This window comes from Blastococcus sp. SYSU DS0533 (assembly GCF_054050775.1).
This window is the reverse complement of record NZ_JBJGZZ010000008.1, coordinates 87,996-112,846: the sequence shown is the minus strand read 5'-3', so window position 1 is coordinate 112,846 and position 24,851 is coordinate 87,996. Positions and strand designations below refer to the sequence as shown.

Below are 24,851 nucleotides of genomic sequence, written 5' to 3'. Positions count from 1 at the left end.
CGTTCGACGACGGGACCGGTGGCATGCCGGCACCGTTCCCGACCGGCTTCGGCACCCCTGCCGGTGGTTTCCCGCCGGGCCCCACCGGCCACCCGCCGGTGTTCCCGCGCCCGGGGGCCGGGCTGGTCGACCGCTCCGGTGACGAGACCGGGCCCATGGGCACGCCGGGCGGGTGGTCCTCGGCAGGCGACGCCCTGGCCGCCCGGCACGGCGACGACGACGGCTCCGGCCGCCAGCACCCCTCCGCCCCGCTGCCGCCGCTGCCGGCCGGCGCGTGGCACCGGCTGCGGCCGCGCGAGGACGACGCGGACGACGACGCGACCGTCGCCGCGCCCCGGCTCTCCGGTCCCCGGGACCACACCGCCGAGGAGCCGTCGGCCGAGCCCGCCGCGGACGACCTGACCGGCGGGCTGGACGTGATCGGCGCCAACGTGGACGACGACCGGCCGCGGCGACGCGGCCGGCGCCGGCGCCGGGGTGACGACGTGCCCCCGCGCGCCGCCGGCGCCACCCCGGAGGACGAGACGGCCGCCTTCCACCCGCAGGAGGACCTGGGCCTGCACGGTGACCCCGACGACGGCGGTCTGCTGCACGACGACGAGATCCCGGTCGCCCCCTACGACCCGCGCACGGACCCGCGGCGACGACGGCGGCGCCGGCGCCCGCTGGCGATCGGGCTGGCGCTGCTCGTCCTCGGCGGCATGGTCGTGGGCATCGTGCTCGCCGGGCAGAAGCTCCTCGGCATGCTCGACCCGGCCGCCCGCGACTACGCGGGCCCCGGCAGCGGCAGCGTCGACGTCCGGGTGCAGCAGGGCGACACGCTCACCGACATCGCCCGCACCCTGGCCGACGCCGACGTCATCGCCTCCACCGGGCCGTTCGTGGACGCCGCGCAGGACGAGCCCGCGGCCACCGGCATCCAGCCCGGCGTCTACTCGCTGCGGCTGCAGATGAGCGGGCAGGGGGCCCTGGAGCTGCTGCTGGACCCGGCCTCCCGGCAGGTCTCGCGGGTGACCGTGCCCGAGGGCTTCACCGTCGACCAGGTCCTCGCCCGGCTCGCCGAGCAGACCGGCACGCCGCTGGCGGAGCTGGAGGCGGCGGCCGACCCCGCGGCGCTGCCGCTGCCCCCGTACGCGGGCGGGCAGCTGGAGGGCTACCTGTTCCCGGCGACCTACGACTTCGAGCCCGGCACGACGCCGCAGCAGATGCTGCAGCGGATGGTCGAGACCTTCGACGAGGTCGCCGCCCGGCTGCGGCTGGAGGAGCGGGCCGCCGCCCTCGGGCGGACGCCCGGCGAGGTGGTCACGGTCGCCTCGATGGTCCAGTCGGAGACCCGGCTCGACGAGGAGCGGGCCGACGTCGCGCAGGTCATCTACAACCGCCTCGACACGGGCATCGCCCTCGGCATCGACGCGACCCTGGCCTACGGCCTGGACAAGAGCGGCAACGAGCTGACGGTCACCGACCTGCAGACCGACAGCCCGTACAACACCCGCACCCGCCAGGGCCTGCCGCCGACGCCCATCAGCTCGCCGGGTGAGGCGAGCCTGGAGGCGGCGCTGGCACCGACGACCGGGGACCTCCTGTACTACGTGCTCGAGTCGCAGGACGGGTCGCACTTCTTCACCAGCGACTACGCCGAGTTCCAGCAGGCCCGCCAGCGGTGCGCCGACGCCGGCCTCGGGTGCGGTGGCTGAGCGGCCGCAGCGGGCAGCGGTCCTCGGGCGGCCGGTGAGCCACTCGCTCTCCCCGCTGCTGCACCGCGCCGCCTACGCGGCGCTGGGGCTGACCGGCTGGACCTACGACGCCCTGGACGTCGGGGCCGAGGACCTGCCGGTGCTGCTGGCCGGGCTCGGGGAGGAGTGGCGTGGCTTCTCGGTGACGATGCCCTGCAAGCAGGCCGCGGTCGAGGTCGCCGACGTGGTGGAGCCCCTCCCGCGGCTGCTGGGTGCGGCGAACACGCTCGTCCGCACCGCGGCCGGCTGGCGGGCCGAGAACACCGACGTCGCCGGCGTCGGCACGGCGCTGCAGGTGGCCGGTGTCGACGAGGTGGGTCACGCGGCGGTGCTCGGCGCGGGGGGGACGGCGGCGGCCGCGGCGGTGGCGCTGGCCTCGCTGGGAGCCGAGCGGGTCGACGTCGTGGTGCGCGAACCTGCCCGGGCCGGCGACGTGGTGCGGGTCCTGGAGACCCTCGGCGTGACGGTGCGGGTGCTGCCCCTGGCGGGGGCACGGGTCGAGGCACCCGTGGTCGTCAGCACCGTGCCGGTCGCGGGGCAGCCGGCCGTCGCCGCCCTGGAGTGGGACCGGGGGCAGACCGTGCTCGACGTGCTCTACGCCCCCTGGCCCACCCCGCTGGCCGAGCGGGTCTCCGCTGCCGGCGGCGCGGTCATCGGCGGGCTGGAGGTCCTCTTCTGGCAGGCCACCGCCCAGGTGGAGCTCATGACCGGGCGGCCGGCGCCCATCGGCGCGATGCGGGCCGCGCTCGACGCCCGCTGAGCCGCCGGCCGTGGAGGTGTCCCACGCCGTCCTCGCCGGTGGCGCGGTGGCCGCCGGGTGCGCCCTCGGGCCCGTCCTGGCCCGCGTGACCGTCCGCCTGGCCATCCGGGACGACGCCGCCGGGCCGTCGCCGGCCCGGGTGGCGTCGACGGCGACGCTCGGCGCCGGGCTCCTGACCGGCGCCGTGCTGCTCTCCGGGCTCCGCCCCGCCACCGCGGCGCTGGTCTGGGCCGCGGGCGCGGCGGTCGTGCTGGCCGGCGTCGACCTCGCCGCGCACCGGCTGCCCGACCGCGTGCTCCTCCCGGCCGCTGCCGTCTGCGGGGCCGCCCTGCTCGCCGACGCCGCACTGCTGGGCACCTGGCCGGCGCTGCTCCGGGCCCTCGTGGCCGGCGCCGCAGCCCTCGTCCTCTCGGGGGCCGCGCGGCTGACCGGCCCTGCGGCCCTGGGGTTCGGTGACGTCAAGCTGCTCGGGCTGCTCGGGCTGGTGCTCGGCTGGGCGGGCTGGGGGGTGCTGCTCGCCGGCCTGTTCCTCGGCCTGGTCACCGGGGCGATGGTCTCGCTCGTCCTGGTGGCGACCGGACGGGCGGGCTGGCGCAGCACCGTGCCCTTCGGCCCGCCGCTGCTGGTCGGCGCCGTCCTGGCGCTGGCGATCGGCGGCGTGCCACCCGCCTGAAGCACCCGTCCCGCTCAGCCGTCGCACGTCCGGGGTGAGCCTCGGGACCGAGGCGGGGTAGGGCAGAATGCGCTGCATGTTGCGCTGGCTGACCGCCGGTGAGTCGCACGGCCAGCAGCTCACCGCCATCCTCGAGGGCCTCCCGGCCGGGGTCGAGGTGCAGACGGCCGACCTCGACCTGCAGCTCGCCCGCCGCCGGCTGGGGCACGGGCGGGGCGCCCGGATGTCCTTCGAGCAGGACGTCGTCACCCTGACCGGCGGTGTGCGCCACGGCCGCACCCAGGGCGGGCCGATCGCGGTGCAGGTGGGCAACACCGAGTGGCCCAAGTGGCAGACGGTCATGTCCGCCGACCCGGTCGACGCCGAGGTGCTCGCCGGGCAGGCCCGCAACGCGCCGCTGACCCGCCCGCGGCCGGGTCACGCCGACCTGGCGGGCATGCAGAAGTACGGCTTCGACGACGCCCGGCCGGTCCTCGAGCGGGCCAGCGCCCGGGAGACCGCCGCGCGGGTGGCCCTCGGCGCGATCGCCCAGGCTTTCCTGCGGCAGGCGCTCGGGGTGTCGGTCGTGAGCCACGTCGTGGGCATCGGCCCGGTGGTCGCGCCCGACGGCCTCGTGCCCGGGCCCGACGACAACCCCCGGCTCGACGAGGACCCGGTGCGCTGCGCCGACCCCGCCACCAGCGAGCGCATGACCGCCGAGATCGACGACGCCCGCAAGAACGGGGACACGCTGGGTGGCGTCATCGAGGTCGTCGTCCACGGCCTGCCGCCGGGCCTGGGCAGCCACGTGCACTGGGACCGGCGCCTGGACGCCCGGCTGGCCGCCGCCCTCATGGGCGTGCAGTCGGTCAAGGCGGTGGAGGTCGGCGACGGCCTGGAGACTGCCCGCCGCCGCGGCTCGGTGGCCCACGACGAGATCGTCCTGGCCGACGACGGCCGGCGGGTGCAGCGGCTCACCGACCGGGCCGGGGGTATCGAGGGCGGCATGACCAACGGCGAGGTGCTGCGCGTCCGCGCCGCGATGAAGCCGATCAGCACCGTGCCCCGGGCGCTGCAGACCGTGGACGTCGCCACCGGCGAAGCCGCCGTCGCGATCAACCAGCGCAGCGACGCCTGCGCCGTGCCCCGCGGCAGCGTCGTGATGGAGGCGATGGTCGCCCTCGTGCTGGCCGACGCTGCGCTGGAGAAGTTCGGCGGCGACTCGGTGGCCGAGACCCGGCGCAACGCGCAGGCCTACCTCGACTCCCTGCCCTACCGGTGAGCCGGCCGGCCCTGGTCCTCGTCGGCCCGCCCGCCTCGGGGAAGACGACGGTCGGCACGGCGGTCGCCGCCGCGCGGGGGCTGGCCTTCCGGGACACCGACCGCGACGTCGAGGAGGCGACCGGGACGACCGTCGCCGACCTGTTCGTCCAGCACGGCGAGCCGCACTTCCGCGCGCTGGAGGAGCAGGCGGTCGCCCGCGCGCTCGGCGAGCACGCGGGGGTGCTGGCCCTCGGCGGCGGCGCGGTGACCAGCGCCGCCACCCGGGAGCGGCTCGTGCTCCACGGCCGGGGCGGTGGGGTCGTCGTCTGGCTCGACGTCGACGTCGCCTCCGCCGCCCGCCGCGTGGGGCTCTCCCGCGACCGCCCGCTGCTGGCCGTGAACCCGCGCGCGATGCTGCGCACCATGCTGGAACAGCGCGCCCCGCTCTACACGGAGGTGGCCACGCACCGCGTCGCCACCGCGGGGCGCCCACCGGAGGAGGTCGTCGCCGAGGTGCTCGCAGTCCTGACCCCGGAGGAGGCCCGATGACCCGCCGCGTCCCCGTCGCGGGGGAGCAGCCCTACGAGGTCGTCATCGGCGCCGGTGCCCAGGCGGAGCTGGCCCTCGTCCTTGCCGGCACGCCGAAGGTGGCCGTCGTGCACGCCCCGCCGCTCGCCGCCGCCGCCGGCGCCGCCGTGGAGACGCTGCAGACCGCCGGCGTCGCGGCCGAGGCGGTCGTCGTCCCCGACGGCGAGGCCGCCAAGACCGCGCAGGTCGCCGCCGAGGTGTGGGACGAGTTCGGCCGGCTGGGCATGACCCGGTCCGACGCCGTGGTCGGGCTCGGCGGGGGCGCGGTCACCGACCTGGCCGGGTTCCTGGCCGCCACGTGGACGCGCGGCATCCGCGTCGTCCAGGTGCCCACCAGCCTGCTGGGCATGGTGGACGCCGCCGTCGGCGGGAAGACGGGCATCAACACCGCGGCCGGCAAGAACCTGGTCGGCGCGTTCCACCCGCCCGCGGGCGTGCTCGCCGACACCGACCTGCTGGCCGGCCTGCCCGAGGCGGAGTTCCGCGCCGGGCTGGCCGAGGTCGTCAAGTGCGGCTTCATCGCCGACGGCCGGATCCTCGAGCTCCTGGCCGCCGACCCGACGGGGCGCCGTGACACCGAGGAGCTCATCGAGCGCGCGGTGCGGGTCAAGGCCGCGGCGGTGGGGGAGGACCTGCTGGACACCGGCGTCCGGGAGTTCCTCAACTACGGGCACACGCTCGGTCACGCGGTGGAGCGGGTCGAGGACTTCGGCTGGCGCCACGGCGAGGCGGTCGCCGTCGGGCTGGTCTTCGCCGCCGAGCTGGCGGGGCAGGCCGGGCTGCTCAGCCCCGCGGAGGTCGACCGGCACCGCGAGCTCCTCACCGCCATGGGGCTGCCCACCACCTACGCCGGCGACTGGCCGCGGCTGCAGGGGGTCATGCGCGTGGACAAGAAGGCCCGCGGAGCCTCGCTGCGCTTCGTCGTCCTCGACGGGCTGGGCAACCCGCGCATCCTGACCGATCCCGACCAGGCCTGGCTCGACGCGGCCTGGGCCGCCGTATCCGGAGACGACTCATGACGATCCACGTGCTCAACGGCGCGAACCTCGGCCGGCTCGGCACCCGCGAGCCCGAGATCTACGGCACGACCACGTACGACCAGCTGGTCGAGCTCGTGGAGACGGCCGCCCGCGAGCTCGGCGTCGAGGTGCTGGTGCGCCAGACCGACGAGGAGGGCCAGCTGCTGCGCTGGGTCCACGAGGCGACCGATGCCGGTGCCCCGGTGATCGTCAACCCCGGTGGCTGGACGCACACCTCCGTCGTGCTGCACGACGCTCTCGCCGCGGTCACCGCCCCGGTGGTGGAGGTGCACATCAGCAACATCCACCGCCGCGAGGAGTTCCGGCGGCACTCCTACGTCTCGCGGGTGGCCGACGGCACCATCGCCGGGCTCGGTGTGCACGGCTACGTGCTGGCGCTGCAGTGGATGACGCTCCGGGGTGTCTCGTGAGCCGCGCCCGTGAGCGGCGGGAGGCGCTCCGGGCCACCGCCGCGGACCGCGGGCTGGACGCCGTGCTGGTCACCAACCTGCTCAACGTCCGGTACCTCACCGGTTTCACCGGCTCGAACGGCGCGCTGCTGCTGCGGGTGGACGGCCGTGACGTGTTCGGCACCGACGGCCGGTACACCACCCAGGCGGGCGTGCAGGTCCCCGACCTGGAGCTGCTCGTCGACCGGGCCACCGTGCCGGCGCTGGCCCGGGAGGCCGTGCGTTCTGGCTCCGGAGCGCCGCCCGCCCGGCGCATCGGCTACGAGTCGCACGACCTCACCGTCGACGGGCTGCACGGGCTGGAGCGGGTGCTCGTCGACGCCGCCGCCGGCGGGACCGTGCCGGAGCTGGCGTCCGTGCGCCGGGCCGTCGAGGGGCAGCGGGCGGTCAAGGACGCCGACGAGGTCGAGTCGCTGCGCCGCGCGTGCGCCGTCGCCGACCAGGCGCTGGCCGAGCTGGCCGCCGAGGGGGCGCTGCGGCCGGGCCGCACCGAGCTGGAGGTGGGCCGCGAGCTGGACGCCCGGATGCTGGCCCTGGGCGCCGAGGCCCCGTCGTTCGAGACGATCGTCGCCACCGGGGCCAACTCGGCCATCCCGCACCACCGTCCCGACCGCACCGAGCTGCGCCCCGGTGACTTCCTCAAGCTGGACTTCGGCGCGACCGTCGAGGGTTACCACTCCGACATGACCCGCACCCTGGTGCTGGGCCGGGCGGCGGACTGGCAGCGGGAGGTCTACGCCCTGGTGGCGGAGTCGCAGGCGGCCGGCCGGGCGGCGCTCGCGGTCGGGGTGGACGTCGCCGCCGTCGACGCCGCCGCGCGCGACGTGATCGTCGCGGCCGGGCACGGCGACCACTTCACCCACGGCCTCGGGCACGGGGTGGGCCTGGAGATCCACGAGGCGCCGGGCATCGGCCAGCAGGGCGCGGGTACTCTTGCCGCCGGTATGGCCGTCACCGTGGAGCCGGGTGTGTACCTGCCCGGCCACGGCGGTGTCCGGATCGAGGACACCCTGATCGTCACCGACGACGCGCCCGAGTTGTTGACCCTCACGAGCAAGGAACTGCTGGTCCTCTAGATGGCTACCACCAACGACCTGAAGAACGGCATCGTCCTCAACCTGGACGGCCAGCTCTGGACCGTCACCGACTTCCAGCACGTCAAGCCCGGCAAGGGCGGGGCCTTCGTGCGCACGACGCTGAAGAACGTGCTGTCGGGCAAGGTCGTCGACAAGACCTTCAACGCCGGCACCAAGGTCGAGACGGCCACCGTGGACAAGCGGTCGATGACCTACCTGTACAAGGAGGGCACCGACTTCGTCTTCATGGACGGCGACACCTTCGAGCAGATCTACGTGCCCGCCGAGACCGTGGGCGACGGTGCCAACTACCTGCTCGACAACACCGAGGTCATCGTCGCGGTCCACGACGGCACCCCGCTCTACGTCGAGCTGCCGGTGACCATGGAGCTCGTCGTCGAGCACACCGACCCGGGCCTGCAGGGCGACCGCTCCACCGGTGGCACCAAGCCCGCCACGCTGGAGACCGGCGCGCAGATCCAGGTGCCGCTGTTCATCAGCACCGGCGAGAAGCTCAAGGTCGACACCCGCGACGGCCGCTACCTCGGCCGCGTCAACTGACCGCGGGCTGACCCGGTGGCTGCACGGACCAAGGCGCGCAAGCGCGCCGTCGACGTCCTCTACGAGGCCGACGTGCGGGGCCGGGAGCGGATGGAGCTCCTTCGCGAGCGGGTCGCCGACGGCAACCCGCCGGTCCCCGACCACGCCATCCGGCTCGTCCAGGGCGTCGACGAGCACGGGGCGCGCATCGACGAACTGATCGAGGCGCACACGTCGGGCTGGTCGCTGGACCGGCTGCCCGACGTCGACCGCGCGATCCTGCGCATGGCGACGTTCGAGCTGCTCTGGGTGGACGACGTCCCCGACGCCGTCGTCATCGACGAGGCGGTCGAACTGGCCCGCGCGATCTCCACCGACGAGTCGCCCCGGTACGTCAACGGCGTCCTGGGTGCCATCCTCGCCGCCGAGGTCCCCACGGCCTAGCGGCAGCTCTCGACGGCTCGGCCGCCGGTGCCCGGCACCGACGAGGTGGGCCCGGAGGGTCTGGCGAGGAGCGTGCGGACACGCCCGGCCTCGCCGCAGGGGCCGCCGCGAGCGGTGGGGGGCGGAGGGGTCCTTCCTCAGTGCAGGTCGCGCCGGACGAACAGCCAGGTGCCGGCACCGACGAGCACCGCGGCGAACACCCCGACGACCAGGCCGCCCTGCAGGTTGGTCACCAGGTAGGTGGCCGGCTCGGCGAGCGCGGGCCCCGCCGCACCCGGGTCGAACAACTCCAGGCCGCCCGGCAGGACGAGCGCGATGGAGTTGGTGGACAGCAGCCACCGGTCCAGCGTGGGCTCGAGGATGCGCAGAGCGTTCTCCGCGACGGCGAAGTACACGAACCCGACGCCCAGGGCCGCGCCGGTGTTGCGCACCAGGTTCGCCAGGCCGAAGCCGATGAGCCCGACGAGGACCGTGAGCACGATGCCGCGCCCCTGCGCGGCCAGCAGCCCGGACCAGAAGTCGTCCGGCACCCCGGCGTCGCTGCCGACCACCGCGTCGAGCAGCCACGCCATCGCCAGCCACGCCAGCTGAGCGGCGACGCCGAGGGTCAGGGTCGCGAGGACGAGGACGCCGGTCTTCGTGCCGATGACCTTCAGCCGGTCCGGGACCCAGAACAGCAGGGCGACGACGGAGCGGGTGGACCACTCCGCCCCGATCCAGGTCGCCCCGATGAGGAAGGCGAGCACCGAGGCGGCCACCGCGAACCCGATCGCGCCGGGCTCGCCGGCCGAGGCGAGGTCGAAGGGCGCGGTGGCGAGGAAGTCCGAGACGGGGACGTCGGACTCGGTCAGCGGCGGGCCGCAGAACTGGTCGACGGGCTGCCCGGCCTGCTCGGCGTCCTGCTCGCAGACCTGCCGGAACTCCCGCTCACCGGCGAGGAACTCGTCGCGCTGCTGGGTCGCGGCGGCGACGTCGGCGTCGCTCGGCTCGCCGAAGTTCAGCAACCCGATGACGACGGCGCCGAGCCAGCCGAGGAGCGCCAGGCCGAGCAGCACCTGGATGAACCGGCGGGAGGTGAACCGGTGCACCTCGGCGCGGAACAGGCTGCCCCGCCGCCGGGTGGCGGCCGGCTGCGTGGAGGTCGTGGGCTGGTCGGTCACCGCGCTCACGCCTGCTCCCCGGTGATCGCGAGGAAGGCGCTCTCCAGGTCGGGGGTCACGCGGACCAGCTCCTCGACGTAGTGGCCGTGCCCGGCGAGCACGCGGGTGATCTCGCCCGGCGCCAGGGCGCCGTGCACGAGGATCTGCCCGTCGGGCGCGGGGGAGACCGTGAACCCGGCTCCGCCCAGCACGGCGGCGGCGGCGGCCGGATCGGGCACCGCCACGCGGACGTCGCCGGTGCCGGCGCGGTCCAGCACCGAGGCCACGGGGCCGGCAGCGACCTGGCGCCCCCGGGCGAGGATGGTCACCGAGTCGCAGACCTGCTGGATCTCGGCGAGCAGGTGGGAGGAGAGCAGCACCGTCGTGCGGCCGTCGCGGCCCAGCCGCCGGATGAGCTCCCGGACGTCACGGATCCCGGCCGGGTCCAGCCCGTTGCTCGGCTCGTCGAGGATCAGCAGGCGCGGCGCCTTGAGCAGCGCCGCCGCGATGCCGAGACGCTGCTTCATGCCGAGGGAGTAGCCCTTGAACCGGTCGTCGGCGCGGTCGCGCAGGTCGACGAGCTCCAGGCACTCCTCGACGCGGGCCGCCGGCACCCCGGCGGTCTCGGCGAGCAGCCGGAGGTTGCGGCGGCCGGAGAAGCCGGGGAAGAACAGCGGCGTCTCCACCAGGGCGCCCACCTCGCCGATCACCCGGGTCAGGTCGGTCGGCACCGGGCGGTCCAGGAGCCGGATCTCACCGGCGGAGGGGCGGACCAGCCCCAGCAGGACCCGGATGGAGGTGGTCTTGCCCGACCCGTTGGGCCCGAGCAACCCGTGCACGCCGCCGGAGTCGACGGTCATGTCCAGGCCGTCGAGCGCGCGGAGCACCTGACCGCCCCGTCCGCGGTAGGTCTTGGCGACCCCCGCCATCTGCACCGCAGGCACGCCGGACTCCCGCCTCCCGGTCGGGCGTCCGGGTCGCCGCACCCTGGCACATCCGCTGCTCCGGCGACAGCACCTGCGGCGCGTGTCCGAGACCAGCCGGTCCGCGGACGCCGAGGGCCCGGGGTGACGCACTGGAACGGCCCCCTGCAGGGCCCCACGACGAGCGTGCGAGCCGCGAGGGCCAGGGGGGCCTTGGTTCAGCGCGGGGAGCGCCGGCGGTCACCCCAGGTGTCGTCGACGTCCTCCTCGAGCTCGTCGTCGCCACCGGCGCTGACGATGCCCTCCATGCCGGGGGAGAGCACACCCCACTCGATGAGCCGGGAGGTGAGCTCGTCGGGGCTCATGTCGTAGATGATCGCCAGGGACTTGAGGTCCTCGGCGCGGATCGACAGCACCTTGCCGTTGTAGTCGTGCCGCTGCGCCTGGATGGTGGAGGCGTAGCGGGCCAGCGGGCCCGCCTCGTCCGCCGGGAGGGAGCCCAGCGACTCGAGGTTCAGCACGATCTTGTTGGTCGAGGTGACCGCGGAGCTGGGTCGCGGGTCGGGCAGCAGCTCGGAGACCGGGACGCCGTAGAAGACGGCGAGCTCGGAGAGCCGCTGCACGGTCACGGCGCGGTCGCCGCGTTCGTAGGAGCCGACCACGACCGCTTTCCAGCGGCCGTGCGACTTGTCCTCCACGCCCTGCAAGGAGAGGCCCTGCTGGTTGCGGATCGCGCGGAGCCGGGCGCCGAGGGCCCGTGAGTAGTCGGTGCTCATCGCTGTCTGCTCACTGTCCGTCGTCTCGGATCGGGGCTGTTCGTCACGCAGCGTACGTGCGAAGCGCGGATCACAACAGGCGGGAAGGCGCGAAAGCGCAGGCGGGCGCTGCCCCCGGGCGGGTGCTCCCGGGGGCCGGCGGGCGCCCGGTGGCCGTGCAGTACCGTCGACGCCGGTCCGACCACTCCTTTAACGACCCGTCCCGTGAGGCGGGGAAGGAGGCCTCATGGCCCGCTCGCCCGACCCTGTCCGGAGCACGGCTCCCGGTGGAGTCCCCACCGTCCTCCTCTCGTCCGCCGACGTGGCGCGCGTCGTCGACCGCATGGCCCACCAGCTCATCGAGCGGGCCGCCACGGTGGACCCCGGCGCGCCCGACGGAGGGCTCTCCGACCTGGTGCTCGTCGGCATCCCCACCCGGGGTGCTCCGCTCGCCCGCCGGCTGGCCGCCCGCATCCAGGCGTTCACCGGCGTCGCGGTCGACGTCGGCACCGCCGACATCACGCTCTACCGTGACGACCTGCGGCTGCGCGGGGTCCGGGCGCTGGAGCCCACGGTGCTGCCCGACGGCGGGATCGACGACCGCCTCGTCGTCCTCGTCGACGACGTCCTCTTCTCCGGCCGGTCGGTGCGGGCGGCGCTGGACGCCCTGCGCGACCTGGGCCGCCCGCGGAGCGTCCAGCTGGCGGTGCTGGTCGACCGGGGGCACCGGGAGCTGCCCATCCGCGCCGACTTCGTCGGCAAGAACGTGCCGACGTCGCGGTCGCAGCAGGTGCGGGTGCACCTGGCCGAGACCGACGGCGTCGACGAGGTGCTCGTGACCGAGGAGGGGGACCGGTGAAGCGGCACCTGCTGGAGGCCGCCGACCTCGACCGGGACGACGCGACGCTGGTGCTCGACACCGCCGCGCAGATCGACCAGGCGCTCGCCGGCCGCGAGGTGAAGAAGCTGCCCACCCTGCGCGGGCGCACGGTGGTGAACCTCTTCTACGAGGACTCCACCCGCACGCGGATCAGCTTCGAGCTCGCGGCCAAGCGGCTCAGCGCCGACGTCATCAACTTCTCCGCCAAGGGCAGCAGCGTCTCCAAGGGCGAGAGCCTCAAGGACACCGCCCTCACCCTCGAGGCGATGGGCGCCGACGGCGTCGTCGTCCGGCACTCGGCCTCCGGGGCGCCGCACCGGCTGGCCCACTGGGTGCGGGGCAGCGTGGTCAACGCCGGCGACGGCACCCACGAGCACCCCACCCAGGCGCTGCTGGACGCCTACACGATCCGGCAGCGGCTGGGCCGCCTCGACGGCGTGCGGGTGACGATCGTCGGCGACGTCCTGCACAGCCGGGTGGCGCGCTCCAACGTCGGGCTGCTGCACACCCTGGGCGCCGAGGTGACGCTGGTGGCCCCGCCCACGCTGCTGCCGGTGGGCGTGGGCAGCTGGCCGGCCGAGGTCGGCTACGACCTGGACGCCGCGCTGCCCAAGAGCGACGTCGTCATGATGCTGCGGGTGCAGGCGGAGCGGATGAACGCCTCGTTCTTCCCCAGCGCCCGCGAGTACAGCCGGCGCTACGGCCTGGACGCCCGCCGCATGGCCGCGCTGCCCGACGACGCGATCGTCATGCACCCGGGCCCGATGAACCGCGGCATGGAGATCGCCGCCGAGGTGGCCGACTCGGTCCGTTCCACGATCGTCGAGCAGGTCGCCAACGGGGTCTCGACCCGCATGGCCGTGCTCTACCTGCTGCTCGGGGGGCCCAGTGAGTGAGCATCGCAGCGAGGAACGAGCGAGGAGCGGAGGGAACGGCCGAGCGGAGCGGGGAGATGTGCAGCGCATGAGCACCGTCCTGATCAAGGGCGCCCGGCCGCTGGGCGGCGACCCTGCCGACATCCTGGTGGAGGACGGCCGGATCGCCGCGGTGGGCGCGTCGCTCGAGGTCCCCGGCGCGGAGGTCGTCGAGGCCGCCGGGCTGGTCGCCCTCCCCGGCCTGGTCGACCTGCACACCCACCTGCGCGAGCCCGGCCGCGAGGACGCCGAGACCGTGGAGACAGGCTCACGGGCCGCAGCGCTCGGCGGGTTCACCGCCGTGCACGCGATGGCCAACACCGACCCGGTCGCCGACACCGCCGGTGTCGTCGAGCAGGTCTGGCGGCTGGGCCAGGAGGCCGGCCTGGTCGACGTCGTGCCGGTGGGTGCGGTGACCGTCGGGCTGGCGGGGGAGCGGCTGGCCGAGCTCGGCGCCATGGCCGACTCCGCCGCGCGCGTCCGGGTCTTCTCCGACGACGGGCACTGCGTCGCCGACCCCGCGCTCATGCGCCGCGCGCTGGAGTACGTGAAGGCCTTCGACGGCGTCGTCGCCCAGCACGCCGAGGAGCCGCGGCTCACCGTCGGAGCGCAGATGCACGAGGGGGACCGCTCCGCCCGGCTCGGCCTGACCGGCTGGCCGGCCGCCGCGGAGGAGGCGATCATCGCTCGCGACGTGCTGCTCGCCGAGCACGTCGGCGCCCGGCTGCACGTCTGCCACGTCTCGACGGCGGGCTCGGTGGAGATCCTGCGCTGGGCGAAGTCCCGCGGCGTGCAGGTCACCGCCGAGGTCACCCCGCACCACCTGCTGCTCACCGACGCGTGCGCCGAGAGCTACGACCCCGTCTTCAAGGTCAACCCGCCGCTGCGCACCGACGCCGACGTCGAGGCGCTCCGGGCCGGGCTGGCCGACGGCACGATCGACGCCGTCGGCACCGACCACGCCCCGCACGCGGTGGAGGACAAGGAGAGCGAGTGGGCGCAGGCCCGGCCCGGGATGCTGGGTCTGCAGCAGGCGCTCTCGGTCGTCATCGAGACGATGGTCGAGCCGGGCCGGCTCGACTGGGCCGGCGTCGCCGACCGGATGTCGGTGCGCCCGGCGGCGATCGGCCGACTGGAGGGCCACGGCCGCCCGATCGCGCCCGGTGAGCCGGCCAACCTGGTGCTCGTCGACCCGGCCACCCGCGCGGTGGTCGACCCCGCGGCGCTGGCCAGCCGCAGCCGCAACAGCCCCTATGCCGGCCGGGAGCTCCCCGGCCGGGTGGTCGCGACGTTCCTGCGGGGCGTCCCGACCGTGCTCGACGGAAAGGCAACACGGTGAGTGGTAACCGCAGGGACGAGATCTGCGCTCTCGCCCCCATCAAGGGCTCGAAGGGGGCGGGATCGCCGATCTCGCCCGGGGTGGCATGCACCGGAAAGGCAGTGAAGTGACAGAAGCGCTCCTCGTGCTCGAGGACGGGCGCACGTTCCGTGGCGAGTCCTACGGCGCCACCGGGACGACGGTCGGGGAGGCGGTCTTCGCCACCGGCATGACCGGCTACCAGGAGACGCTCACCGACCCGAGCTACGCCGGCCAGATCGTCACCATGACGGCGCCGCACATCGGCAACACCGGCGTCAACGGCGAGGACGACGAGAGCAGCCGCATGTGGGTCGCGGGCTTCGTCGTCCGCGACCCCGCCCGCCGGCCGGCGAACTGGCGCGCCACCGGCAGCCTGGACGACGAGCTGGTCGCGCAGGGGGTCGTCGGCATCAGCGGCGTCGACACCCGGGCGCTGACCCGGCACCTGCGCGACCGGGGCGCCATGCGCGCCGGGATCAGCACCGAGCTCTCCGCCGACGAGCTGCTCGCCCGCGTCACCGCGGCCGAGGGCATGACCGGCGCCGACCTCGCCCCCACGGTCAGCACCGGGGAGCCCTACGTCGTCCCGGCGGTGGGGGAGAAGCGGTTCACCATCGCCGCCCTCGACCTCGGCATCAAGACCGCCACCCCGCGCCACCTGGCCGCGCTCGGCGTCGAGACCCACGTGCTGCCCTCCACGGCCACCGCGGAGGAGCTGCTGGCCGCGGGGCCCGACGGGGTGTTCCTCTCCAACGGCCCCGGCGACCCGGCCGCCGCGGACTACGCCGTCGAGGCCGTGCGCGGGGTGCTGGAGGCCCGCCGGCCGCTGTTCGGCATCTGCTTCGGCAACCAGATCCTCGGCCGGGCGCTGGGCCTGGGCACCTACAAGCTCCGCTTCGGCCACCGGGGCCTGAACCAGCCGGTGCTCGACCGGGTGAGCGGCACGGTGCGGGTGACCAGCCACAACCACGGCTTCGCCGTCGACGCGCCCCTGGACCGGCCGACCGACACGCCCTACGGCCCGGTCGAGGTCAGCCACGTCGGCCTCAACGACGACGTCGTCGAAGGGCTGCGGCTGGTCGACGCCCCCGCGTTCAGCGTGCAGTTCCACCCGGAGTCGGCGGCCGGGCCGCACGACGCCGCACCCCTGTTCCAGCGCTTCGTGGACCTGATGGAGACCGCCCGCGGGGATCGGCCCGGGGGCGGGACAGCCGTCAGCCCGCCTCCCGTCGTGGAGCGCAGCACCGGCGAGAAGGAGGCCTGACGTGCCCAGGCGCACCGACATCCAGCACGTGATGGTGATCGGCTCCGGCCCGATCCTCATCGGCCAGGCCGCCGAGTTCGACTACTCCGGCACCCAGGCCTGCCGCGTGCTCAAGGCCGAGGGGCTGCGGGTCAGCCTGGTCAACAGCAACCCGGCGACGATCATGACCGACCCGGAGATCGCCGACGCCACGTACATCGAGCCGCTGACCCCGGAGTTCGTGGAGAAGGTCATCGCCAAGGAGCGCCCCGACGCGCTGCTGGCGACCCTGGGCGGGCAGACCGCGCTCAACATCGCCATCGGCCTGTACGAGGGCGGCGTCCTGGAGAAGTACGGCGTCCAGCTGATCGGTGCCGACGTCGACGCGATCAACCGCGGCGAGGACCGGCAGATGTTCAAGGACATCGTGCGGTCCATCGGCGCGGACGCCCCGCGCTCGCGGGTGTGCGGCACCGTCGAGGAGGCGATCGGGACCGCCGAGGAGGTCGGCTACCCGGTCGTCATCCGCCCCAGCTTCACCATGGGCGGTCTCGGCTCCGGCTTCGCCACCGACGAGGCGATGCTGCGCCGCATGGCCGCCCACGGGCTGGCCGACTCCCCGGTGCACACCGTCCTCATCGAGGAGTCGGTGCTCGGCTGGAAGGAGTACGAGCTCGAGCTGATGCGCGACCGCAGCGACAACGTGGTCGTCATCTGCTCCATCGAGAACATCGACGCGATGGGCGTGCACACCGGCGACTCGGTGACCGTCGCGCCGGCGATGACCCTCACCGACGTCGAGTACCAGCGGATGCGGGACGTCGGCATCGCCGTGCTGCGCGAGGTCGGGGTGGACACCGGCGGCTGCAACATCCAGTTCGCCGTCAACCCCGCCGACGGGCGACTGGTCGTCATCGAGATGAACCCCCGGGTGTCGCGGTCGTCGGCCCTGGCGTCGAAGGCCACCGGCTTCCCGATCGCCAAGATCGCGGCGAAGCTCGCCATCGGCTACACGCTCGACGAGATCACCAACGACATCACCGGCGTCACCCCGGCGGCGTTCGAGCCGACGCTGGACTACGTCGTGGTGAAGATCCCGCGGTTCGCCTTCGAGAAGTTCCCGGGTGCCGACCCGCGGCTGACCACGACGATGAAGAGCGTCGGCGAGGTCATGGCGATGGGCCGCAACTTCCCCGAGGCGCTGGGCAAGGCGATGCGGTCCACCGAGACCAAGGTCGCCGGCTTCTGGACCGGGGGCGCGGAGGCACGCTCGGCCGAGGAGCTGCTGGAGGCGCTGCGCACCCCGGTGGACGGCCGGCTCTACACCGCCGAGGCGGCGCTGGCTGCGGGCGCGACGGTCGAGCAGGTCGCCGAGGCCAGCGGTTTCGACCCGTGGTTCGTCGACCAGGTCGCGCTGGTCCGCGAGGTGGCCGAGGAGGTCCGCGAGACGCCGTCCCTGACCGCGGGGCTGCTGCGGCGGGCCAAGCGGCACGGGCTGTCGGACCGGCAGATCGCCGCCCTGCGCCCCGAGCTCGCCGGCGAGGACGGCGTCCGGGCGCTGCGCTGGCGGCTGGGCGTGCGGCCGGTCTACAAGACCGTCGACACCTGCGCCGCCGAGTTCGCCGCCCGCACCCCGTACCACTACTCGTCCTACGACGAGGAGACCGAGGTGCAGCCGCGCGAGAAGCCGGCGGTGCTGATCCTCGGCTCCGGGCCCAACCGGATCGGCCAGGGCATCGAGTTCGACTACTCCTGCGTGCACGCCGTCATGGCGCTGCAGGACGCCGGCTACGAGGCGGTGATGGTCAACTGCAACCCCGAGACCGTCTCCACCGACTACGACACCGCCGACCGGCTGTACTTCGAGCCGCTGACCTTCGAGGACGTCCTCGAGGTCGTCGAGGCGGAGCGCGCGGCCGGGCCGGTGGCCGGGGTGATCTGCACGCTCGGCGGGCAGACTCCGCTGGGCCTGGCGCAGCGGCTGAAGGACGCCGGCGTGCCGGTGCTGGGCACCTCGCCGGAGGCGATCGACGCCGCCGAGCACCGCGGAGCGTTCTCCCGCGTGCTGGCCGACACCGGCCTGCTGGCGCCCAAGCACGGCACGGCGACGACGTTCGCCGAGGCGCACGCGATCGCGACGGGGATCGGCTACCCGGTGCTGGTGCGCCCCTCCTACGTGCTCGGCGGCCGCGGCATGGAGATCGTCTACGACGACGCCACGCTCGAGGCCTACATCGCCAAGGCGACCGAGGTCAGCGCCGACCACCCGGTGCTGGTCGACCGCTTCCTGGAGGACGCGGTCGAGATCGACGTCGACGCCCTCTACGACGGCACCGACCTCTACCTGGGCGGCGTCATGGAGCACATCGAGGAGGCCGGCATCCACTCCGGCGACTCGGCGTGCGCGCTGCCCCCGATCACCCTCGGCTCGGCGGACCTGCTGAAGATCCGCGCGGCGACGGGGAAGCTGGCGGAGCGGATCGGCGTCCGCGGGCTGATGAACGTCCAGTACGCGATCAAGGACGACATCCTCTACGTCATCGAGGCCAACCCGCGCGCCAGCCGCACGGTGCCGTTCGTCTCCAAGGCGACAGCGGTGCAGCTGGCGAAGGCGGCCGCGCGCATCGCCGTCGGCGAGTCGATCACCGACCTGCGCGCCGCCGGCGTCCTCCCGGCGGCCGGCGACGGCACCGACCTGCCCGACGACGCGCCGATCGCGGTCAAGGAGGCCGTGCTGCCCTTCCACCGCTTCCGCACCATCGAGGGGTTCGGGGTGGACACGGTGCTGTCCCCGGAGATGAAGTCCACCGGCGAGGTCATGGGCCTCGACGCGCAGTTCGGGACGGCGTTCGCCAAGTCCCAGGCCGCCGCCTACGGCTCGCTGCCCACCGAGGGCACGGTCTTCGTGTCGCTGGCCAACCGGGACAAGCGCTCGGCGGTCTTCCCGATCAAACGGCTGGCCGACCTGGGCTTCCACCTGCTCGCGACCACCGGCACCGCGCAGGTGCTGCGGCGGCACGGGGTCGCGGCCGAGGTGGTCGGGAAGTTCAGCGAGGGCCCGGGCAACGTCGTCGAGCGGATCCAGGCCGGCGACGTCGACCTGGTGTTCAACACGCCGTTCGGGGCGCCGGGCAACAGCGGTCCGCGGCTGGACGGCTACGAGATCCGCACGGCCGCGGTGAGCGCCGGCATCCCGTGCATCACCACCGTGCAGGGCATGGCCGCCGCGGTGCAGGGCATCGAGGCGCTCCGGCACGGCGGGATCGGGGTGCGCAGCCTGCAGGAGGTGCACGCCGCCCTGGCCGGCGGCACCCACGGCGGCCCGAGCACCTTCGCGGGGACGCAGGCGTGACGACGTCGTCGCCCGGCGCGGTCCGCCGGCTGCGCGACGACGTCGTCGCCCGCGGGCTGGTCGAGGGGCTGCCCGCGGCGTTCGCCGAGGGGGTCACCCGGTTCGGGCGACCCCCGCAGGCCGACCTGGAGGCGCTGACCGGTGCGGCCACCGACCTGGCCGCCCGGCTCACCGCCGGCGCGGTGGGCGAGGAGGACCTCCCGCTGCTGACGCGCGTGCTCTACACCGCCAGGCAGGCCGACCTGCTGGCCCGCCACGGGGTGCCGAGCCCGGCCTACGACGTGCTGGGCTCCTTCCGGGAGAACCTGGAGCGCCCGCTGGGCCCACGGCTGCCCGAGCGACCGACGGCGGGCGGCCGGCGCTGGCCGCTGCTCGGCCGCACGGTGGGCTTCCCGATCGGGGTCTCCTCCTGCGTGCTCAACGGCAGCGCGGCGTGGGTGCGGCACAACGTGGCCAACGGCTGGAACGTGCTGACGTACAAGACCGTCCGCGGTCGCGCCCACCCGCCCAACGAGGCCCCGAACTGGACCGTCGCCCCGGGGCAGACGTCGAGCCTCCCCCCGGGGGCCGCCGCGGACGTCGTCTCCGACCCGTGGGACTGGGTGGAGCCGGGCTCACCGGCCGTGAGCAGCGTGAACTCCTTCGGCGTCCCCTCGCCGGAGCCGGAGGACTGGATGGCCGACCTCGCGCACGCGGTGGCCGCGGTCGGCGACGAGCAGCTGCTCCTGGTGAGCGTCATGGGGGAGGGCGACGACCTCGCGGCGGACTTCGCCCGCACCGCGCTCATGGCGCAGGAGGCCGGCGGGACGGTGGTGGAGCTGAACCTCTCCTGCCCGAACACCCTGGAGCGGTCGGCGGCCGGGGTGAAGCCGCCGCTGTGCCTGGACGCCGACGCCACCGTCGCGGTCGTCGAGGCGGTGCGCCGGCAGCTCGACGACCGCACCGGGCTGGTGGCCAAGCTCTCCTGGCTCGACCGCGAGCGGCTCGCCGCGCTGGTCCCGAGGCTGGCGCCGCTGGTCGACGGGATCGCGGGGATCAACACCGTGCAGAGCCGGGTGCGGCGCAGCGACGGCTCGCCCACCTTCCCCGGGCGGGAGCTGGCCGGGCTGTCGGGCATCGCGGTGCGCGAGCCGGCGCTGGACTTCACCCGCCGCCTGGTGGCGCTGCGCGCGTCGGGCGGGGTGCACTTCGACGTCCTGGCGATGGGCGGGGTGACCGACCCGGCGTCGTTCGAGGCGCTCTTCACCGCCGGTGCCGATGCCGTGCAGTCCGCCGCCGGCGCGTTCGCCGACCCCCTGCTCGCCCGGCGCTGCGTCGATGCGCTGGGGGAGAGCCTGTCCCGATCCGTGGAGGCACCGTGACCGCACCCTTCGGGCAGCGGCTGGCCGACGCCGTGGCCTCCCGCGGGCCGCTGTGCGTCGGCATCGACCCGCACGCCGCCCTCCTCGACGCCTGGGGGCTGCCCGACAGCGCCGACGGGGTGGCCGCGTTCACCGACGCGGTGGTCGGCGCGCTGGCGGGCTCGGTCGCCGTCCTCAAGCCGCAGGTCGCCTTCTACGAGCGGTTCGGCTCCCGCGGGCTCGCCGTCCTCGAGGAGGGGGTGGCGCGGGCGCGCGCCGCCGGGGCGCTGGTGCTGCTCGACGCCAAGCGCGGCGACATCGGCTCGACCATGGCCGCCTACGCCGACCACCTGCGCGGCGACCACCCGCTGGCGGTGGACGCGATGACCGTCAACCCCTACCTCGGGCCCGGGTCGCTGCAGCCGGCCGTCGACACCGCGCGGCATCACGGCGGTGGGCTGTTCGTGCTGGCCCGCACCTCCAACCCCGATGCCGGGACCCTCCAGCGCGCGCTCACCGGCGGACGGTCGGCCGCCCAGGTCGTCGTCGACACCGTGCGCGGCTGGAACACCCCCGCCTGGGTCGTGGGCGACCCGCTGCCCGAGCCGGGCGCCGTCCGGGACCTCGCCACCGGGTTCGGGCCCACCACCGGCTCCTTCGGGGTGGTGGTCGGTGCCACGCTGCGCGAGCTGGACGTCGACCTGGCCGGTCTGGGCGGCCCGGTCCTGGCCCCGGGGCTGGGCGCGCAGGGCGGGACGGTCAGCGACCTGCGACGGCTGTTCGGCGACCGCGCCGCCGTCGTGCCCACGGTGTCGAGGGACGTGCTCGGCGCCGGCCCCGGCCCCGCCGCGCTGCGCGCCGCGGCCGAGCGCTGGGCGGAGGCCCTGGCGGCATGAGGCGGGGAGCGCCCTGGGCGGTGGGTGTCCTCGGTGCCGCCCTGCTGGTGGCCGGGGTGCTGACCTTCACGGCGGCCAACCGGGTGGGGCCCCCGGAGTTCGGCTGGACGACGTACACCGGCAGCTACGCCCCGTACCAGCCGGTCGACGAGGCCTACGCCAGCGAGCTCACCCTGAGCTTCGACGGCTGGTCGGTGCTGTGGACCGGGGGGCACCTCGCCGGCGTCGGCCTCGCCGTGGTCGGCCTGCTGGTCCTCGCCGTCCTGGGTGGCTGGGCGCTGGGGCGCAGGGCACCGCGCGGGGGACCGCCGGCGGCGCGCTGAGCGGTCGCCACGGTGCCCGGTCGCCCTCGGGGCACCGCCGCTGCTCCCGCCGCGCACCGCGAGGGCGGCGACCGCACGGCGAGGTCGACGTCCCGGAGCACGGGACGGGCGCCTCCACCGAGCGGTGCCGCGGGCCGCTGACCGGGCCGGGAACCGTCGCCGGGCGTGTCGTCCCGTCGGCGTGTCGCGGTCCCGTCGATGCCCTGCGAGGACGGTCGACCGGGCGAAACCGGTCCGTCCGGATGGAGCCCCTGACCTGCGGGGATCACGGACGGTCACCGGGCGGGCGGGGAACGTGCGGACCGGGGGTCGCCGGGTCGCGCGGCCGGTCCCCGTGCCACCGCGTGACCTGCGGATTTGCCGGGAACCACGACGACCGAGAGGCTCGCAGCGGAGACGCGGTGCGTCTCCGGGAACCGCACGAGCGCCGGCCGGAGATCGGCCGACGACGACACGATTGGGTTGCACGATGCCCCTGCCTGAACTGTCCCCGGAACAGCGGGCCGCCGCCCTGGAGAAGGCGGCCGCGGCCCGCAAGGCGCGCGCCGAACTGCGCGAGCGGCTCAAGAGCAAGGGCGCCACGGTCGGCGACGTCCTCAAGCAGGGCGAGACCGACGAAGTGATCGGCAAGATGCGGGTCTCCGCCGTGCTGGAATCCCTGCCCGGTGTGGGCAAGGCGCGGGCTGCGAAGATCATGGAGCGCCTGGAGATCTCCCCCACGCGACGCGTGCGGGGGCTGGGCGCCAACCAGCGGCGGGCGCTGGAGGCCGAGTTCGGCGGCGACAAGGTCGACGTCGACCAGGTCCCCGCCGACGGCTCCGTCTGAGGAGGGCCGTCGGCAACCGCCGACGACCCCGGGCGAGGACGACGAGTGGCTGCAGCAACACCGGCACGGCTGACCGTGCTCTCAGGACCCTCCGGGGTCGGCAAGGGCACCGTGGTCGCCGAGGTCCGGCGGCGGCACCCGGAGGTCTGGGTGTCGGTGTCGGCCACCACTCGTCGTCCCCGGCCCGGTGAGGTCGACGGCGTGCACTACCACTTCGTCTCCGCCGCCGAGTTCGACCGCCTGATCGCCACCGACGGGCTGCTCGAGTGGGCCGAGTACGCCGGCAACCGCTACGGCACCCCGCTCGCACCGGTGCAGGCCCAGCTGGCCACCGGCCGGCCGGCGCTGCTGGAGATCGAGCTGCAGGGCGCCCGGCAGGTCCGGGCCCGCGCCCCCGAGGCGCAGCTGGTCTTCCTCGCCCCGCCGTCGTGGGCCGAGCTGGTGAGCCGGCTGGCCGGTCGCGGTTCGGAGCCGGCGGCGGTCCAGGAGCGCAGGCTCGCCATCGCGCAGGCCGAGCTGGACTCCTCCGGCGAGTTCGACGTGGTGGTCGTCAACGACGACGTCGCCCGCGCGGCGGACGAGTTGGTAGGCTTGCTGACTGCGCCGCCACCCGCTCCGCCTGCGGAGGGCAGCGCCCACGAGTGAGCCCGCCGGTCCACCGGCCCGCCCGCTCCCACGAAAACGATCGAGGAGACCCGTCCGACCGTGTCCGGAGTCGCACCCGCCCCCGAGGGCATCACCAACCCGCCGATCGACGAGCTGCTCGAGCGCACCAGCAGCAAGTACGGCCTGGTGATCTTCGCCGCCAAGCGCGCGCGCCAGATCAACGCCTACTACAGCCAGCTCTCCGAGGGCCTGCTGGAGTACGTCGGCCCGCTGGTCGACACCGCGCCCCAGGAGAAGCCGCTGTCGATCGCGCTGCGCGAGATCAACGAGGGGCTGCTGGCGCACACCGCCGGCGAGAACTGAAGAAGGACCCCCTCGCCCCCACCGCTCGTGAGCTCGCGGCGGGTTCCTGCGAGGGGGCCGTTCCAGCACCTCGAAGTGATGATGACGCCCCCGGTCCGTGCCGGGGGCGTCGTCGCGCGTGGGGGAGGATGAGCGCATGAGCCGGATCGTGCTGGGTGTCAGCGGGGGAGTGGCCGCCTACAAGGCCGCGCTGCTGCTGCGGGCCCTCACCGAGGCGGGGCACGACGTGCGCGTCGTCCCCACGCCCGGGGCGCTGCACTTCGTCGGGGCGGCGACCTTCGAGGCGCTGTCCGGGAACCCGGTCACCACCGACGTGTGGTCCGACGTCCCCGAGGTCGCGCACGTGCGCATCGGCCAGGACGCCGACCTGGTCGTCGTCGCCCCCGCCACCGCCGACCTGCTGGCGCGGGCCGCCGCGGGCCGGGCCGACGACCTGCTCACCGCGACCCTGCTCACCGCGCGCTGCCCGGTGGTCTTCGTGCCGGCCATGCACACCGAGATGTGGCTGCACCCCGCGACGCAGGACAACGTCGCGACGCTGCGCCGCCGGGGCGCGATCGTCCTCCCGCCCGCCGTCGGCCGGCTCACCGGGCCGGACTCCGGTCCCGGCCGGCTGCCCGAGCCCGCCGACATCGCGGCGCTGGCCGCGGTCGTGCTCGAGGGCGGGGCCGCCGCGCTGCCCCGCGACCTCGCCGGCCGGAAGGTGGTCATCAGCGCCGGCGGCACTCGCGAGCCCTTGGACCCGGTGCGCTACCTGGGCAACCGCTCCTCGGGCATGCAGGGGTGGGCGCTGGCCCGCGTCGCGGCCGCCCGGGGCGCCGAGGTGGTCCTGGTCGCCGCCAACGTCGGGGCCCCCGCGCCGTTCGGTGTGCGGGTGGTGGCCGTCGAGAGCGCCGAGGAGCTGCGGACGGCGATGCTCGCGGAGGCCGGGGCGGGCCGGGGGGCGGCAGCCGACGTGGTGGTCATGAGCGCGGCGGTGGCCGATTTCCGCCCGGCCGGCGTCGCCGCGACCAAGCTGAAGAAGGGGTCGGCCGCCGAGCCCACCCGGATCGACCTCGTCCGCAACCCCGACGTGCTCGCCGAGCTCGTCGGCGAGCGGTCACCCGGTCAGCTGGTCGTCGGCTTCGCCGCCGAGACCGGGGACGCCGACGGGGACGTGCTCACCCACGCCCGGGCGAAGCTGGCCCGCAAGGGCTGCGACCTGCTCGTGGTCAACGACGTCTCGGCGGGGCAGGTCTTCGGCCGGCCGGACAACGCCGTCGTGGTGCTCGCCGCCGACGGCCCGGTCACCGAGGTCCCGCGGGGCAGCAAGGACGCCGTCGCCGCCGGGATCTGGACCGCCGTCGCGACCCGGCTGGACCCGCCCGCGCAGGGCTGACGGAC

At 75.0% G+C, this 24,851-nt stretch carries 25 protein-coding genes; 22 read left to right on the top strand and 3 right to left on the bottom strand.

The features are described from left to right. The first annotated feature begins 23 nt into the window (after positions 1–23). The 10 genes from mltG to nusB all read left to right on the top strand — a co-directional run bounded on the left by mltG (position 24) and on the right by nusB (position 8,548). Positions 24–1,697 (top strand): endolytic transglycosylase MltG, encoded by a 1,674-nt coding sequence (mltG, locus tag ACI79W_RS11890; protein ID WP_456562291.1) that lies wholly within the window; start codon positions 24–26, stop codon positions 1,695–1,697. Next, positions 1,690–2,496 carry a shikimate dehydrogenase gene (locus tag ACI79W_RS11885; protein ID WP_456562290.1) on the top strand — a complete coding sequence of 269 codons (807 nt, stop codon included), beginning with the start codon at positions 1,690–1,692 and terminating at the stop codon, positions 2,494–2,496. Before mltG ends, ACI79W_RS11885 begins: the two co-directional genes overlap by 8 nt. Positions 2,497–2,506: 10 nt before the next feature. Beyond that, positions 2,507–3,169 carry a prepilin peptidase gene (locus ACI79W_RS11880; protein ID WP_456562289.1) on the top strand — a complete coding sequence of 221 codons (663 nt, stop codon included), beginning with the start codon at positions 2,507–2,509 and terminating at the stop codon, positions 3,167–3,169. A gap of 76 nt (positions 3,170–3,245) precedes the next feature. Beyond that, positions 3,246–4,430, top strand: coding sequence for a chorismate synthase (aroC, locus tag ACI79W_RS11875; protein WP_456562288.1), 1,185 nt, complete (start codon positions 3,246–3,248; stop codon positions 4,428–4,430). Further along, positions 4,427–4,960 carry a shikimate kinase gene (locus ACI79W_RS11870; protein WP_456562287.1) on the top strand — a complete coding sequence of 178 codons (534 nt, stop codon included), beginning with the start codon at positions 4,427–4,429 and terminating at the stop codon, positions 4,958–4,960. The genes aroC and ACI79W_RS11870 overlap by 4 nt, the downstream gene beginning before the upstream one ends. Then, complete coding sequence (aroB, locus tag ACI79W_RS11865; RefSeq protein WP_456562286.1) at positions 4,957–6,018, top strand: 3-dehydroquinate synthase; 1,062 nt, start codon at positions 4,957–4,959, stop codon at positions 6,016–6,018. The genes ACI79W_RS11870 and aroB overlap by 4 nt, the downstream gene beginning before the upstream one ends. Further along, positions 6,015–6,449: a type II 3-dehydroquinate dehydratase gene (gene aroQ, locus ACI79W_RS11860; protein ID WP_456562285.1), complete on the top strand. Its 435-nt coding sequence runs from the start codon at positions 6,015–6,017 to the stop codon at positions 6,447–6,449. The genes aroB and aroQ overlap by 4 nt, the downstream gene beginning before the upstream one ends. Next, entirely contained in the window at positions 6,446–7,564 is a 1,119-nt protein-coding gene (locus ACI79W_RS11855; protein WP_456562284.1) for a M24 family metallopeptidase, read from the top strand. Before aroQ ends, ACI79W_RS11855 begins: the two co-directional genes overlap by 4 nt. Continuing rightward, on the top strand, positions 7,565–8,125 hold the full coding sequence (gene efp, locus ACI79W_RS11850) for an elongation factor P (protein ID WP_456562283.1): 561 nt from the start codon (positions 7,565–7,567) through the stop codon (positions 8,123–8,125). Between the two features lie 15 nt (positions 8,126–8,140). Next, the gene (gene nusB, locus ACI79W_RS11845; RefSeq protein ID WP_456562282.1) at positions 8,141–8,548 is read left to right on the top strand and encodes a transcription antitermination factor NusB; all 408 of its coding nucleotides are present in this window, start codon (positions 8,141–8,143) and stop codon (positions 8,546–8,548) included. Positions 8,549–8,685: 137 nt separating this feature from the next. Here the strand turns inward: nusB and ACI79W_RS11840 are convergent, their stop codons facing one another. The 3 genes from ACI79W_RS11840 to bldD all read right to left on the bottom strand — a co-directional run bounded on the left by ACI79W_RS11840 (position 8,686) and on the right by bldD (position 11,386). After that, on the bottom strand, positions 8,686–9,717 hold the full coding sequence (locus ACI79W_RS11840) for a hypothetical protein (RefSeq protein ID WP_456562281.1): 1,032 nt from the start codon (positions 9,715–9,717) through the stop codon (positions 8,686–8,688). After that, a complete protein-coding gene (locus ACI79W_RS11835; protein ID WP_456562280.1) occupies positions 9,714–10,631 on the bottom strand; it encodes an ABC transporter ATP-binding protein in 918 nt (305 codons plus the stop codon). The genes ACI79W_RS11840 and ACI79W_RS11835 overlap by 4 nt, the downstream gene beginning before the upstream one ends. 197 nt (positions 10,632–10,828) lie before the next feature. After that, entirely contained in the window at positions 10,829–11,386 is a 558-nt protein-coding gene (gene bldD, locus ACI79W_RS11830; protein ID WP_456562279.1) for a transcriptional regulator BldD, read from the bottom strand. Positions 11,387–11,612: 226 nt separating this feature from the next. On the opposite strand from bldD, the gene pyrR reads away from it, so the two are divergent. The 12 genes from pyrR to coaBC all read left to right on the top strand — a co-directional run bounded on the left by pyrR (position 11,613) and on the right by coaBC (position 24,846). Beyond that, positions 11,613–12,224 carry a bifunctional pyr operon transcriptional regulator/uracil phosphoribosyltransferase PyrR gene (gene pyrR, locus ACI79W_RS11825; RefSeq protein ID WP_456562278.1) on the top strand — a complete coding sequence of 204 codons (612 nt, stop codon included), beginning with the start codon at positions 11,613–11,615 and terminating at the stop codon, positions 12,222–12,224. Further along, positions 12,221–13,141, top strand: a complete 921-nt coding sequence (locus ACI79W_RS11820) for an aspartate carbamoyltransferase catalytic subunit (RefSeq protein ID WP_456562277.1) — start codon at positions 12,221–12,223, stop codon at positions 13,139–13,141. The genes pyrR and ACI79W_RS11820 overlap by 4 nt, the downstream gene beginning before the upstream one ends. Before the next feature lie 67 nt (positions 13,142–13,208). After that, positions 13,209–14,498 carry a dihydroorotase gene (locus tag ACI79W_RS11815; protein ID WP_456562276.1) on the top strand — a complete coding sequence of 430 codons (1,290 nt, stop codon included), beginning with the start codon at positions 13,209–13,211 and terminating at the stop codon, positions 14,496–14,498. A 106-nt stretch (positions 14,499–14,604) separates the two neighbouring features. Continuing rightward, a complete protein-coding gene (gene carA, locus ACI79W_RS11810) occupies positions 14,605–15,783 on the top strand; it encodes a glutamine-hydrolyzing carbamoyl-phosphate synthase small subunit (RefSeq protein ID WP_456562275.1) in 1,179 nt (392 codons plus the stop codon). A 1-nt stretch (position 15,784) separates the two neighbouring features. Further along, positions 15,785–19,114: a carbamoyl-phosphate synthase large subunit gene (gene carB / locus ACI79W_RS11805; RefSeq protein ID WP_456562274.1), complete on the top strand. Its 3,330-nt coding sequence runs from the start codon at positions 15,785–15,787 to the stop codon at positions 19,112–19,114. Next, positions 19,111–20,475: a dihydroorotate oxidase gene (locus tag ACI79W_RS11800; RefSeq protein ID WP_456562273.1), complete on the top strand. Its 1,365-nt coding sequence runs from the start codon at positions 19,111–19,113 to the stop codon at positions 20,473–20,475. The genes carB and ACI79W_RS11800 overlap by 4 nt, the downstream gene beginning before the upstream one ends. Further along, complete coding sequence (gene pyrF, locus ACI79W_RS11795) at positions 20,472–21,350, top strand: orotidine-5'-phosphate decarboxylase (protein WP_456562272.1); 879 nt, start codon at positions 20,472–20,474, stop codon at positions 21,348–21,350. Before ACI79W_RS11800 ends, pyrF begins: the two co-directional genes overlap by 4 nt. Beyond that, entirely contained in the window at positions 21,347–21,673 is a 327-nt protein-coding gene (locus ACI79W_RS11790; protein WP_456562271.1) for a hypothetical protein, read from the top strand. The genes pyrF and ACI79W_RS11790 overlap by 4 nt, the downstream gene beginning before the upstream one ends. 469 nt (positions 21,674–22,142) lie before the next feature. Continuing rightward, a complete protein-coding gene (gene mihF, locus ACI79W_RS11785; protein WP_456562270.1) occupies positions 22,143–22,499 on the top strand; it encodes an integration host factor, actinobacterial type in 357 nt (118 codons plus the stop codon). 45 nt (positions 22,500–22,544) lie between these two features. Continuing rightward, the gene (gene gmk / locus ACI79W_RS11780) at positions 22,545–23,144 is read left to right on the top strand and encodes a guanylate kinase (RefSeq protein ID WP_456562269.1); all 600 of its coding nucleotides are present in this window, start codon (positions 22,545–22,547) and stop codon (positions 23,142–23,144) included. Between the two features lie 60 nt (positions 23,145–23,204). Next, a complete protein-coding gene (gene rpoZ / locus ACI79W_RS11775; RefSeq protein ID WP_014376157.1) occupies positions 23,205–23,468 on the top strand; it encodes a DNA-directed RNA polymerase subunit omega in 264 nt (87 codons plus the stop codon). A gap of 136 nt (positions 23,469–23,604) precedes the next feature. Continuing rightward, positions 23,605–24,846, top strand: coding sequence for a bifunctional phosphopantothenoylcysteine decarboxylase/phosphopantothenate--cysteine ligase CoaBC (coaBC, locus tag ACI79W_RS11770; protein WP_456562268.1), 1,242 nt, complete (start codon positions 23,605–23,607; stop codon positions 24,844–24,846). Positions 24,847–24,851: the final 5 nt, after the last annotated feature.

Coding starts and splice junctions, on each gene's coding strand:
- mltG (WP_456562291.1), top strand. CDS start 24: ATGCCGGCACCGTTCCCGACCGGCTTCGGCACCCCTGCCGGTGGTTTC.
- aroC (WP_456562288.1), top strand. CDS start 3,246: ATGTTGCGCTGGCTGACCGCCGGTGAGTCGCACGGCCAGCAGCTCACC.
- aroB (WP_456562286.1), top strand. CDS start 4,957: ATGACCCGCCGCGTCCCCGTCGCGGGGGAGCAGCCCTACGAGGTCGTC.
- aroQ (WP_456562285.1), top strand. CDS start 6,015: ATGACGATCCACGTGCTCAACGGCGCGAACCTCGGCCGGCTCGGCACC.
- efp (WP_456562283.1), top strand. CDS start 7,565: ATGGCTACCACCAACGACCTGAAGAACGGCATCGTCCTCAACCTGGAC.
- bldD (WP_456562279.1), bottom strand. CDS start 11,386: ATGAGCACCGACTACTCACGGGCCCTCGGCGCCCGGCTCCGCGCGATC.
- pyrR (WP_456562278.1), top strand. CDS start 11,613: ATGGCCCGCTCGCCCGACCCTGTCCGGAGCACGGCTCCCGGTGGAGTC.
- ACI79W_RS11815 (WP_456562276.1), top strand. CDS start 13,209: ATGAGCACCGTCCTGATCAAGGGCGCCCGGCCGCTGGGCGGCGACCCT.
- ACI79W_RS11790 (WP_456562271.1), top strand. CDS start 21,347: ATGAGGCGGGGAGCGCCCTGGGCGGTGGGTGTCCTCGGTGCCGCCCTG.
- mihF (WP_456562270.1), top strand. CDS start 22,143: ATGCCCCTGCCTGAACTGTCCCCGGAACAGCGGGCCGCCGCCCTGGAG.
- coaBC (WP_456562268.1), top strand. CDS start 23,605: ATGAGCCGGATCGTGCTGGGTGTCAGCGGGGGAGTGGCCGCCTACAAG.